We start from the raw sequence: 12,686 nt of genomic DNA, 5'->3' as shown, positions 1-12,686 counted from the left end.
TTTACTTTCCCTGATCCTTTCCCAACGCGCTCAAAGGTTGAAACATTCTTCGATACTGGCTGGGTGATAACCCCGTTAATCGCTTAAACAACCGCCTGAAAAAAGAGGTATCTTCGTAACTGATTTGGACGCTGATGTCGTCCGTGGTCAACTGTGTGGATTCCAGTAACTGTTTGGCTTCTTCAATGCGTAAGTTCTGAATATAGGTCACCAGCGAATGTCCCGTAGCCGCCTTAAACCGGCGCTTGAGCGTGCGCTCTGGAAGTTTGGCGTAGAGGAGTACCTTCGGCAAGGCGTCCTTTTCACGATAATGATCTTTTAACCACTGTTCGCATTTTTTCACAACCGAATCGTTGTGAAGCACATTCAGGTTGAGGCTGGCATAGGGCAGCTGCCCTTCGCCATGCCACTTCAACAAATACACTTTGGCGATGCGCACAGCTTCACCCGTACTGACATGGCGAGAAATAATGTGTATCGCCAGATCATGCCAGGACGTCGTCCCACCTGCCGTTACAATCCGGCCATTCGCATCGGCAAACACCAAATTAGGCCCTGGAGTAAACTTGACTAGAGGGTATTGTTGCTTAAACAAATCCTGGTATCCCCAATGCGAGGTGGCCGAGCAGCCATCCAGCAATCCGGATTCGGCCAACATGATGGACCCCGAGCAAGCGCTGTAAATAAAACCGCCTTGCTGATAGTGCTGCCGCAACCAATCCATAATTTGAGGATAGCGGCCTTTTATGGATTGGTCGGGGCCAAGCCACAACTCAGGCAAAATAATAATGTCGGCATCAGCAGCCGTGTCAATGGCGCAATCGGGCATAACCGGAATGCGGTTACCACAGCTAAACACCTGCTTTTGCGACGAGACAATATTCACCTCAAACGGGTTAAAACCAGCGTCACTGCGCACCAGTGTTTGCCAGAGATTGCCGGCGGCGTTGAGCACGTCGACCATACCGTAGAGGGCCGAGCCTGCGGTCTCAGGAATCGCCAGAATCAGCACTCTAAGTTGACCTGAACCTGAATCAGTCGTTTTTTCTGCCATACCCTTGCCCAACCTGTGGCACAAATGACACGCTTTTGACGCTATTGCATCTTATAGCTTAGCAGCCCAAGTCCTACACTACTCCCCTGCCTGGATACCCTGGCTGAAAAACCTGGATGGATAGCCCCGCATGGACAACCCAGGCCTGACCCAACCTTTAGTGAGGATAACATCATGACCAACCACGACAACCTGACTCGTAACGGCCTAGACCTGGCACAGATGCAGCAAACCATCGGCGCCATTCAACAAGATCCCGGTATTGCGCTGTTCGAATTTCGTGCGCGCAATCAGTGGATCAATGGCGGTGAAAATCGCTCCACGATCAAGGATTTCTATGGTGCCAAAGCGGAAGATAATTCACGCGACAAGGCCTTTGAATTTACCAACGGCGAACCGCCTGTACTGCTGGGCAACAATGAAGGCGCCAACCCGGTCGAGTTTTTATTACATGCTCTGGCCGGTTGTGTGACCACCACAACCGTTTTACACGCAACAGCACGCGGCATAAAAATTCACAAGCTAGCCACCGAGCTGAAAGGAAAAATCGATGTACAAGGATTGTTAGCGATGGATGATCGGGTGCCTGTGGGCTATGAGTCGATTCAGATCCGGATGCACATCGAAGCGGATTGCAGCGACGAAGAGCTGGACGATCTGATCAGTTTTGCTCGCGATCACTCTCCGGTGTGTAATACCGTGTGCCGCCCTGTACCGGTCTCTGTTGAAAGGGTGCGCAGGGTTGTGGCCGCCTAGTCAATACAAAAGACGTCTGATCCAATATCCAGGGATAGCAACAAGAACAGACAACAATGTTTACATTAAGGCGGCAGGGGTTACAAAGTCAGCCCCCCATACCCTTGCCGCCCTTGTTCAAGGTTGCGTATCCCATCGGACCATTGACCGGTTGACCGGTTGACCGGTTGACCGTCAGAGGTGGAACACAGTTTATATCTTAGCCACTCAGCAACTCAGCAACTCAGCCCATTGTCGTCACGGATTGAACTCACTTAACAAATTACGCCGTATTGCCACCGTCAATCGGAATGGCTGTGCCGGTAATTTGTGCGGCGGCATCGGAGGCTAAATACAAACATAATGCGGCGACTTCGGCTGGCAAGGTAATTCGCCCGGTTGGGCTGTCTGCGTTATTTTGAATCATGGCTGTTTGATAATCCATGCCACGCTGCTCGGATTCCACTTTGAGCATGGGTGTATCCACATCTCCCGGGCAAATGGCATTGACGCGAATGTTCTCTTTCGCATGATCCAGGGCCATGGCTTTGGTCATTAAGACAAGCCCCCCTTTACTGGCGCAATAAGCTGCTGCCAATTGTCCACCTTGTAAACCCCAGTCTGAGGCAATGTTTAAAATAACACCGCCTGACGTTTTCATGTGTGGGATGGCCGACCTTGAAAGAAAAAATGGCGCGTTTAAATTCACCGCCATGGTGTTTTCCCAATGCTCATCGGTAGTCTCTTCCGCAGTATAACGGTGGATCACCCCGGCACAATTGATCAACACATCCACACGACCGTAGTGTGAAAGAGTAAATTCGATCAACTCGTTGCAGGCTTTGCTGCTGGTTAAATCCCCAGCCCAGGTAATGGCATCGTGCAGGTTAGACGCAGCGGCTGTGAGTCGGTCTTTATTGCGACCGGCCAGTACAACCTTATAACCCTCAGCGTGAAAGAGTTCTGCAGTCGCAGCGCCGATGCCGGAACTGGCGCCGGTGATGATGGCCACTTTAGACATATGATAGTTCCTGTTGAATTTTTGAATTTTTGAATTTTTGAATTTTTGAATTTTTGAATTTTTGAATTTTTGAATTTTTGAATTTTTGAATTTTAAAGCCTGAACGATTGATCAGGTCATAGTACAATACCTTGTGGTCTTTTTCCTCACACTCGTCTTCTGCTGGCATGAGCTATTGATGAGGTAAAGGAAAATCGATCGCGCGGCCTACAGACTCTTTTCACATGCGCATAAATGTATCGCGGGACGTTCAAAGCGCATTTTAGCCGTGGCTGTAATGTATCTTCAGGTAGCTTTGCCGCGCAATTTTTAACCATTTTCTTACACCCAAAAAATAAGACCCCAAGTTTAAATTAACTCAGACCTTTCACTGCGACATTCGTAGGAACCCATTTCGAATTCTCGACAAATCCAGGGCCGGTTTTCATAAATCGTACAGAGGAACGTTTCCCGGTCCAAAGCTGAGCACCAACCATCCGCCAAACGCAACATGGTTTCACCCCCCCATTCGTCGAACGCAATGTGTTGTTCAGGCACGCCTGTGTCAGAAATAATCATCACTTCCAAACGGCAGCAACACGCCTGACAATTTGAGCAAGAAATTTCAGCAGTGGTTACATCTTTTATAGGTATCGTCACGAATAGGTACCATCAACGCAATTGCAACATGGTACTCCAATTTGAGGTTTTTTGCCGACATATCAGAGCGGTTACATTGTAAATTCATAGACAACATGATTGCCCTAGCACTAGTCCATTGTACGGTATTGCAATATAAGACTGATGATTTCATGGTCGCTTATCGATGATGTCAGCGATGCATTCACCGACGCCCTTTGTGGCAAGTGGATATTAAATTTTGATCGCAAAACTTCGGCCACTTGTGTATCCACTAATGGATCAAACTCTCTACCCGCATAAATACAAATTCTCTGTAGGATAAATTCTTTACTTGCCATGAAAAATGACTCTCGTGGTTGACATTACATTATTTCCTCATCACTCAACTCATGGGGTAATCGACAACAATATACGCCTGACGATGCAACCAAAGTTGCTCTCGCCCGACCGACAGGGTTGATGTCGTAAGAAGTTTACTTTCGATAAGGTTAGACAATATTTCGATATCGGCAAAGATACCCGATTTCGCTCCAGCTATCGAGCAGTAGTTCCTGACAAAGAGCATATCGATCTTAAAGCGACAAAAAAAGATTCCATAGATCAGCAATGACAGACCGCCTATGCCTTTCTCCCTTTTGAGGATGCCATTCGCTCAAACTACCAGGCGGGCATGGAGTATTCATAGAATGATTGCCTGCCGAGGGTGAATTGGTCACACCGTCCGGTAGGTGGTGACACCCCTGATTTGCTTGCTGATTCGCTTACCGAACAGCTGCCATCGACCCTCAAACGAGCAATCACTCCCACTGAACAGACTTGGGGGGAGAAAGGGGGAGAGTGCCTGCCCCCGATATTATTGCCTTTTCCCAATTCTCGACATTTTCAGCTCTTACCCTTTAAAGGGGTGTAAAATCTTGCTTCTGCCTCTTGAAACAGAGATTTAACGCGATCTATGTCCCAGGGACGTTCGATTAATGTTTCGTGATCCCACTCACTTCTTGGCTCAAGAGGTGCGAAAAAATCCCCACCATACACATGAATGGCACCGGTCATTTTCCCAATGGGATTAAGGACTGAATGGATGATCGTTCGATCAAGTGTGGTCACGTCGCCTGCGCCAAGCGATTTCGCTCCAGCCGCTTCAATACTGGTATCAGTTCTTCGCCAGAAAATATTGTCTTCTCTGCCGGAATATATACCAACTACTGAAAACATCTGGTGGTTATGTGGCATCAAACTCATACACGGTGCCCACGTAAAGTTGATGATGGTAAGATCCGCTGACCGGTACAGTGGGTAGATGCCAGCATGCTCTTGCTCACCAAGGGCAGACAGGACATTTTTTGTATCAGAAACAGCTTCTGCCACAACCTCGCGGACAGCCTCCTTCCCTTCAGCCACAGCCTTTGTGCAATCGCGGATGAACTGATCCTTATTGAACATGATCTAAGCCTCCTCCGTTCTTTGTCAGGAAAGTAGTGCTCCCCCACAAACAAATAGAGACCCTAACTATAGTGCCAAAGTTACCCTTTTCTCAATCGTAATTTAAGGCTCCGATTGTCGTTCGAAAAAGATACTTTGTTACAGTTATAAAAAACTATATCAATATTCACCGATGTAGATAACCGGAACCTGAGTCTCTAGTTACTAGTTACTAGTTACTAGTTACTAATGAGTAAAAACGATAGATTCCCGCCAACATAATGCAAATAACACCGGGAGCCAACAAAGCGTTAAATTGGTAAAGATCAAAAGCAAAGGTACCAACGGTTGCTCCGGTAATAAAACCGCTAATGATGAGCAGGAACAGGATGGCTTTACGTTTATCAAACGACCTGCCCCGCATGGCCTCACCCATCATAATACCCAGGTCAGTAAAAATTCCGGTGAGATGGGTGGTTCGAATCACCGCGCCACTGTAAGTCGTCGCCAATGCGTTCTGTATGCCGCAAGCGGCTGACGCCGTATAGTGGCCATAAAACGAACCGTTTGATAATAAATACAGGGACACAAAAATTAATGCCGCTTCCAGCAGCAAAGTCGTGTCGTAGTGACGACCCAGTTTCAACCTGCTGCCATGCAGCAAGAGCCCTGATATTGAGGCACCTATCAGGAAGGCACCCAATATCCCCGCCAAATGAGCCGTCTGTTCAAAAGAAGAATCATGGAAGCTGGAGCCCAGCAGCGTGGCGGTGCCCGAAAGGTGAGAAACAGACTGATGATCAAAGCCCAAAAGGCCTATAGCATTGATACTGCCAGCCACAAACGCAAGAACAAATGCGCCGTATTCAATCCACTTGGGTAATTTTGAGATCAACGATTTTTCTCTAGTTTAATGGAATGGTATCAGTCCGAAATCGTTGTCACAGTAGGAATCGTGTCGGCACCTTGAAATTGAACCTGACAGCGCTGACCAGCGGGTATTAACCCCTCGGGATTATCCAGCTTTAAGCGCACACCAATGGTTCCGCTGGTGGTATCAAATACTTTATCAACAACGATAACTTCCGCTTTGACGGTTTTTTCTTCCGGCTCTGAAATGGAGACACTGCCCATCATACCTAATTTAACGTCTTTATAGCGATCTACCGGAATAAAAGTCTCAATAAAAAGGGGATCCAGTTGCACCACCGTCATAATGGAGGCCTCCTGGAACACGTATTCACCGGGCCCGCGATCTACTTTTTGTACAACCCCGTTGATGGTACTGCGTATTTTTCTTTGCGCCAGTATCGCCTGCGCTTTCTCCTTCGCCAACGACATACGCTGACGCTCAAAATTGGCCACTTCCAAATCCTGCACGGCGATGATGTAATTGGCTTTCAGTTCATCAAAGCTTTGGCTGGATATTGCGCCTTTTTGTTGCAGCTCAATCGCCCGCTCCCACTGTTTGCGCGCGTAGTTCACCTGGGCTTCCCGAGCCTTGATCGTTGCTTCGCTGGAGGCCATTAAGCTGGCAATTTTCAGGTCCGACTCTTCGATGCTGGATTCCACCTGGGCAACCAACTGGCCTTTTTTTACCGTATCCCCCCGCGACACCAGCACTTGATCCAACACACCAATAATCGGACTGCCAAGATCCAGTACCTGAGCAGGATCAATCAGGCAGTCAAACTCTGACCGGCTGTCCATTTGAGAAAAAGCCATCTGAGAGGATAAACAGACAAGCCCCCAAAGCAGATACCTGCCGGTAGACTGCAGAGTCCGTTTCAAGCGATTCAAGCCGTCAAACATGGTGTGTCCCTATTCCGGATGGCCACTGAAGGCCAGCAATTCACTTTCTGAATGATCATTTTTCAACAATCGCTCACGCGCTCTGGAATGCTCCTGCTCCAGCTTTTTCTGACCCCACGCCAAAATCCAGCCCGCCGCCGTGTCTTTACTTTTTTTCAACCGCGATTGCGCACACGTCAAAAAAAATGACGGCCTGACCACCAATGCAAGATCATCTTCAAGCGATTGCAGCGTTTGAAAGCAGCCTGGATTACCCTGCCGGGCGCAGCGTCCCATCAACTGCCGGTCAATGCGACCCGAGTCGTGGCGCGCAGTCATAATGACATGCAACCCGCCAACCGCCGCAACACCCTGGCCCAGGGCAATATCCGTACCGCGTCCGGCCATGTTGGTTGCCACCGTGATTTTTCCCAGTTCACCGGCGGATACGATAATCTCCGCTTCACGCTGATCGTCGGCCGCATGCAAGGTTTCAAATTCCAACCCGGCTTGCGTCAGTTGCCCGGCGACCTCCTTGATGGCCGAAACACTGCGCACACCAATCAAGACCGGGGCTTGCGTCTCGTGTATCGCCTGTACCCGCTGCACGAGATACTGCCATTTCAGTGCTTTGGTCAGAAACACCTTATCTTTTAAAACCACCCGGGCACAGGGTTTGTGGGTAGGCACCGAGTGAACTTGCAGGCCGTAGACATTCCAGAACTCGCCACTGACTTCCGCAGCCGTGCCTGTCATCCCTGCCAGTTTTTGGTAGCGGCGAAAAAAACGCTGGTAGGTCATTCTGGCCATGGTGCGTTGCGGATCGGATAAGGGGCACCCTTCTTTAAACTCTATCATCTGGTGTAAACCCTCACTCCAGACCCGATCAGGCATTACCCGTCCGGTGTACTCATCAATCATGGAAACCTTGTCATCGACGATTAAATAATGCTGATCCACGTGATAGAGGTAGAGTGCACTCAGCGCCTGCAGCAATAACTCTTCGCGCAGCACCTCCAGAAACAAGGGGCCAGCGCTGACTGCAGCAAACCTTTCATGCAAGGCCTGCCTGCCAGGCTCCAATAACACAATCAGTGACTGCAGTTTGTTGATGCGGTAGTGATGTCCCTCCTGCAGAGTTTGGGCGTAGCGCATGATTTGCCGGATCACCTCTGCATCAAGATTGGCTTCCACCCCGGCAGACAGAATCAGCGGTGTGCGAGCCTCATCAATTAAAATACTGTCGGCTTCATCAACTATCGCAAAGCCCAGCGATTGAACCCTGCGAGTGGCCGATTGTCCCGCTTGAAACCGGGAAAAAGCCATTCTCGATAAGCGCTTGTGGCGTTGGTTCAGGCTGGCATCCCTGAGGTAATCGAACGCCAGTTCCTTGTTGGTGCAATAACACACCGGCAGCGCATAGGCCCGGACCCTGTCCTCAAGCGAGGTTTCCTGCACCACCACACCGACCGACAGGCGCAAGAAGCGCATTAACGGCATCACATACGCCGCATCGCGCTCGGCCAGGTAATCATTCACGGTCACGACATGCACAGACATCCCACACAAGGCCGCCGCCGCCGCCGCCAGACCGGCCACCAGAGTTTTCCCCTCCCCGGTTGCCATCTCCGCCAAATGCCCATCCAGCAACACCCGCACTCCGACCAATTGCACCGCGTGGGGTTTAAGTCCCAGGCTGCGTACCGAAACCTCACTTAACAGGCCCAGTAATGCGGTCAGGGATTCACGATCCGACAGGCCGGCGTGCCGCAACTGCCCGCCAACGGTTCGAGTGCGCGCACGCAGCTCGTGATCACTTAAAGACGCCACTGCGGACTGCTGTGATCTCGAGCCTGACACCAGGCCAAAGCTGTCCCGCAGATATCGACCGCGACACCATCCCAAAAACAGACCTTCCAGGCGCGTCAACCAAAGTTCCAGCGCGCCCTCTTTCCGCCACTGCTTTTCAAAAGCCGTGATCAGGGCCGGCACCCTTATCCGGTCTTCTGTCACACAGGGGGCGTCAGACATTTAACATACTCAGAAAGGTTTGCCTCGCGAGTCGGAACCACTGCAATCCCAAAGGCATCGCCGAGTGCACAAACCGCACGTAGACACGATTGTCCACCAGCACGTCAGTCACCGACTGGCTCAACGCGAGTTCAAATTGATAGTAATTATCGAGAGGTTCCAGCCTGCTGCCGGAGTTTGGATTGACCGCAATCAAACCACCGCCTTCAGCCGCCAGTACCGAACTGGGAAGGCTGACCAGCGCCGAGGGCGCCTGGCGAATGATGCTGGCTCCAATGACCTTGTCGATGGCGCCCTCCAACCTCACTTCAACGGCCACCGTATCGTCACTCACCAGTGAAGCGCGATTGCCCTGCACCAGCACATTGACGTCCATAATGGCACTGGGCATGACGTAGCCGACAACCGTACCTTCCGAAATATATCGGCCCTGTAAATCCGGGCTGGAGAGCAACACAAAATGACCATCGGCCCCGGCCCGGATTGAGAGTCTGGATTGCCGCTGGCGAATGAAGGACAAACGGGCTTCGGTACGGGCAATTTGTTGTTTGAGAATATCCGCCTGTACCCGGTCATACAGGTTGACTGCTCTGTAACTGGCCTTGTATTCCTGTAACTCGGCCTCGAGCAAGCGAATGGAGAATGCCAGTTCTCGGTCTTCCAGAACGACCAGGACATCACCTGCTTTTATGGTTGAGCCGGTGTCATACAATATTTCAGACACAAAACCCGAGGTGCCGCTCACGACTCGACTGTGGCTTCCCAAAGAGACGATGCCTTCTGTTTTGGTATCATAGGGCGCCGGAAGAACAAACAGGACGCCCAACAACACCAACAATACCGACGCGCTAATGAGCTGAACCCTCGGCCGATGAGAGCCCAGTGACGGCGACTGCAGGACATAGCGCAAGCCCTTTAGCAGTGGCAGCAGCAGAGACATATAAAGGCTCAGGCACGCCAGTATGACGCCAATAAAAAAGAATTTGCTGGCGATGAACAGCGCAATCGTCATCATGATCACCAGGCGATAACAAAAAGAGGCAATGCCATAAAATACGAACCAACGCGCCTCCCCTGCAGAGTGGGCAGGATTCTCCAGATCGGGCAGTGAGAACATTTTTTTTTGAATCAGATAAATCAGGTATTTGCTGGATCTGCCGGCCAGATTGGGGATATTGAGGATGTCCGACAACACATAATAACCATCAAAGCGCAGCAGCGGGTTACCGTTAAACAGCAGAGTAGACACCCCGCCAATCATCATGACATTGAACGCAGCGGCCCGCAGCAGACCCGGCTCAGCCTCCAACCACACAAACAGCGCCAGTGCGGCCAACAGGCATTCAACCAGTATGCCCGCGGCCCCGACGGCGGCTCGTTGCCAGTGATTTTTAAAGGCGGCAGAGCAACTGGCATCCACATAGGGCACCGGCATAAACACCAGTAACATCAGTCCAATTTCATGCACTTCGCCGCCAAAAGCTTTTGCCGTGATGGCATGACCCAGTTCATGTATCCCCTTGATGAGCGGATACAAGAGCACCAATAAAATCAAATTATTTTGGGAGAACACCCGGTCAGAGAGATTCGACGTCAGCGCCCCCCAATGCATTGCGGCAAGCACAATGGCCGCTGCAATGATCCCGAATCCCAGCAGCATGCCCCAGGGATTAAACAGCGGTCGGAACAACGGCATGACCTTGTCAAGAAAGCGATCTGGATCGATGAGGGGAAAACGCAAAGCCAGCGGATTTTTATAGCGCATCAACAGGCGCTGGCGACTCTCTTTGCCGGCACGATAAACCATTTCCTCAATGTACGGAGGAACGTCACCACGAATCAGGTCAGCGCGATACAGTTGAGCAATCAGCTCAATCATTTCCCCCTGGCTCGGCTGTAACTTACCGAGCTTTTTTCCTTCTTCTTGCCAGATCTGGTCCACCGTCTGGCGGCCATCCAAACGCACAATCATGGCTCTGGAGGAAGGGGAAACCCGGAAGTATTTTCCGGATTGGGCATCCTGTATGACATACCAGGTTTTACCGCGCATGATCTGGCGATGAATGTCCACATGGTTTCGCAGACACAGCTTCAGATTTGCAACCCGATACCAATTCTGTGAAAAATGCGAACTTTTCATCGTCGACCCTAGGCAAAAACAGACCAGAACACAAGGCGCAGACGATGCGTCAGGCTGCGTGTCCAGATCCACAACAGATTGCGTTGACCCGAGTCAATCTTACCCAGGCCTTCCATACCCGGACGTAACACATCGACCGGGTCGGTCACCGTCGCTTCAATCTCAAAAACGGTTTCCCCGTCAACCGCTTTGGCCACAGGGGTAATTTTTGTCACCGAAAAATTAAACGGTGAGTCGGGTAAAGAGCCGGTGAGAAAGATGCCTTTCTGACCCACTTCAACATCGGCGATTTGCGATTCATCTACCGACAGTGTTAGCCGATAAGCCTCCAGCGGCGCAATTTCAAACAGGATGTCCCCCCGCCTGCTGCTACTGCCAATCGATTGACTGAGGTCGCCAGACACCACCAAACCATCAAACGGGGCCGTTAATTGGGTGCGCTGCAACTGCTGATCCAGTAATTCCAGCTGGATATCTGCCTGGGCAATTCTGGCTTCAAAAATGTTCACTTCCGCCCGTTTTCGGCTGCCCAAAGCCCGGTTGTACTCGAACAGGTATTCCTGTTTTTGGGAGACCCAGTTCAGTCTTTCCAGCACCAGGTCTTTATCGTCAAAGGCCACCAGAAGATCGCCTTGTTTCACACGGTCACCTGCTCTCACCGGGCTCGACAAAATAAAACCATCAAACGGCGTCACCATGGAGCGTTGAATTTCTCCCTTTAACACACCGTCCGCCTTGACCTGATATTCTCCCTGGGCAAAAGTGAAAAAAAGCACCAAGGCTGCCAGACCGAGTACCGTCAGCTTGCGCCCGGTATAGCCTCTGCCAACCATACGGTCATATTGGCGCATCGCCGAATCACGGATTTTTCCGATCAGTGATTTATCATTCTGTCGTTTTTCAAACAACAAGCCACCAGCATAGGCCGCTATACCCGAAATCAAATCTATGTGTGCGGGAGCCAGAGTTTTATCCCTGCTGCATTCGCACAATAAAGCCCCAATGGGCTCGCCTTTTTTTAACAGCGGAACGGTTAAGATAACACCTGTACGATTGGCAAGGTGCAAGGATTCATGGGCTCTCACCAGGGTGGGGATGTCACTGTCATCCATGGGGTAATGAATGATGGTGTACTGCTCAATGGCCTCTTCCATCGCCTCACCCAACAGGCGCACCAGATTCATCTCTTCACCAAAACTGGCGCTGTGAGAAATGGTGGTAATGTTCAAAGCGCCATTATCCAGAAAACCCAGACAGGCCCGCTCCAGGGAAAATTCTGACACCAGATGATGCACAAGGTCATGTTCAGCCGCACTGGCACCTTCGGCCTCAATCACATCACCGATAATATCCAGGGCCAGTTGGGTAAATTGATGTTGGTCCTGCACACCAAGACTGTGTTCACGACGAACAATATCGCGCAGCCAGGCACAGCCCCACTGTAACTGGCGCATCGCTGCCCGGATGAAGACCATGTCAACGGTATTCATGGACAAGCACACCGCTCCATAAACCGTGTCATCCAACTTGATGGGGTAGGCAATCAACGTGCCTTTATCGATTTTTCTGATGGTGCCTTTGCCCGATTCCCTGGCAACCTCTGCCAGCTGCAACAAAGACCTGGACACCAAAATCTCCTCAGGCCACTGGGCTGCGGGGGGGGACTGGCTCTGCATCTCTCCGAGCAGCAGAATACCGGCGTCGATGTGATTGATGTCTGCACAGGTTAAAGTCAGCCATGGCTGTGCCGCAGCCTCACATGAGGTGGCATGAAGAAGTTGCGTCCACTGTACATCGGCATTTTCCGTGTCAGCAGATAATGTGTTTGAAATTTGCCGATCAAGAGATTGGTTCACGGTGCCAGCTCTTTA

General features: G+C 50.7%; 10 protein-coding genes. 1 reads left to right on the top strand and 9 read right to left on the bottom strand.

From position 1 onward, the window contains the following. Window position 1: 1 nt before the first annotated feature. Window positions 2–1,054 carry a GlxA family transcriptional regulator gene (locus G8770_RS19885; protein WP_167191206.1) on the bottom strand — a complete coding sequence of 351 codons (1,053 nt, stop codon included), beginning with the start codon at window positions 1,052–1,054 and terminating at the stop codon, window positions 2–4. A gap of 174 nt (window positions 1,055–1,228) precedes the next feature. On the opposite strand from G8770_RS19885, the gene G8770_RS19880 reads away from it, so the two are divergent. After that, complete coding sequence (locus G8770_RS19880) at window positions 1,229–1,810, top strand: OsmC family protein (protein ID WP_167191204.1); 582 nt, start codon at window positions 1,229–1,231, stop codon at window positions 1,808–1,810. A 262-nt stretch (window positions 1,811–2,072) separates the two neighbouring features. Here the strand turns inward: G8770_RS19880 and G8770_RS19875 are convergent, their stop codons facing one another. From G8770_RS19875 to G8770_RS24580, 8 genes are all read right to left on the bottom strand, one after another. Then, window positions 2,073–2,810 (bottom strand): SDR family NAD(P)-dependent oxidoreductase, encoded by a 738-nt coding sequence (locus G8770_RS19875; protein WP_167191202.1) that lies wholly within the window; start codon window positions 2,808–2,810, stop codon window positions 2,073–2,075. Window positions 2,811–3,158: 348 nt separating this feature from the next. Then, window positions 3,159–3,449: a YkgJ family cysteine cluster protein gene (locus tag G8770_RS19870; protein ID WP_167191200.1), complete on the bottom strand. Its 291-nt coding sequence runs from the start codon at window positions 3,447–3,449 to the stop codon at window positions 3,159–3,161. 864 nt (window positions 3,450–4,313) lie between these two features. Then, on the bottom strand, window positions 4,314–4,874 hold the full coding sequence (locus G8770_RS19860; RefSeq protein ID WP_167191196.1) for a hypothetical protein: 561 nt from the start codon (window positions 4,872–4,874) through the stop codon (window positions 4,314–4,316). A 211-nt stretch (window positions 4,875–5,085) separates the two neighbouring features. Beyond that, the gene (locus tag G8770_RS19855) at window positions 5,086–5,748 is read right to left on the bottom strand and encodes a YoaK family protein (RefSeq protein ID WP_167191195.1); all 663 of its coding nucleotides are present in this window, start codon (window positions 5,746–5,748) and stop codon (window positions 5,086–5,088) included. A 29-nt stretch (window positions 5,749–5,777) separates the two neighbouring features. Next, complete coding sequence (locus G8770_RS19850) at window positions 5,778–6,563, bottom strand: efflux RND transporter periplasmic adaptor subunit (protein ID WP_167191193.1); 786 nt, start codon at window positions 6,561–6,563, stop codon at window positions 5,778–5,780. A gap of 111 nt (window positions 6,564–6,674) precedes the next feature. Then, window positions 6,675–8,675 carry a preprotein translocase subunit SecA gene (locus G8770_RS19845; RefSeq protein ID WP_167191191.1) on the bottom strand — a complete coding sequence of 667 codons (2,001 nt, stop codon included), beginning with the start codon at window positions 8,673–8,675 and terminating at the stop codon, window positions 6,675–6,677. Continuing rightward, complete coding sequence (locus G8770_RS19840; RefSeq protein WP_167191189.1) at window positions 8,668–10,815, bottom strand: biotin/lipoyl-binding protein; 2,148 nt, start codon at window positions 10,813–10,815, stop codon at window positions 8,668–8,670. The genes G8770_RS19845 and G8770_RS19840 overlap by 8 nt, the downstream gene beginning before the upstream one ends. Before the next feature lie 8 nt (window positions 10,816–10,823). Beyond that, on the bottom strand, window positions 10,824–12,671 hold the full coding sequence (locus tag G8770_RS24580) for an efflux RND transporter periplasmic adaptor subunit (protein WP_167191187.1): 1,848 nt from the start codon (window positions 12,669–12,671) through the stop codon (window positions 10,824–10,826). Window positions 12,672–12,686 lie beyond the last annotated feature (15 nt).

It is taken from the genome of Pseudomaricurvus hydrocarbonicus (assembly GCF_011602365.1).
GTDB lineage: Bacteria > Pseudomonadota > Gammaproteobacteria > Pseudomonadales > Cellvibrionaceae > Pseudomaricurvus > Pseudomaricurvus hydrocarbonicus.
The sequence above is the reverse complement of the archived record's forward strand: the minus strand, read 5'-3'. Positions and strand labels throughout refer to the sequence as shown.

What these genes read in the sequence shown, in the direction of transcription:
- G8770_RS19885 (WP_167191206.1), bottom strand. Translation starts at nt 1,054, where the DNA reads ATGGCAGAAAAAACGACTGATTCAGGTTCAGGTCAACTTAGAGTGCTG.
- G8770_RS19880 (WP_167191204.1), top strand. Translation starts at nt 1,229, where the DNA reads ATGACCAACCACGACAACCTGACTCGTAACGGCCTAGACCTGGCACAG.
- G8770_RS19875 (WP_167191202.1), bottom strand. Translation starts at nt 2,810, where the DNA reads ATGTCTAAAGTGGCCATCATCACCGGCGCCAGTTCCGGCATCGGCGCT.
- G8770_RS19860 (WP_167191196.1), bottom strand. Translation starts at nt 4,874, where the DNA reads ATGTTCAATAAGGATCAGTTCATCCGCGATTGCACAAAGGCTGTGGCT.
- G8770_RS19850 (WP_167191193.1), bottom strand. Translation starts at nt 6,563, where the DNA reads ATGGACAGCCGGTCAGAGTTTGACTGCCTGATTGATCCTGCTCAGGTA.
- G8770_RS19845 (WP_167191191.1), bottom strand. Translation starts at nt 8,675, where the DNA reads ATGTCTGACGCCCCCTGTGTGACAGAAGACCGGATAAGGGTGCCGGCC.
- G8770_RS19840 (WP_167191189.1), bottom strand. Translation starts at nt 10,815, where the DNA reads ATGAAAAGTTCGCATTTTTCACAGAATTGGTATCGGGTTGCAAATCTG.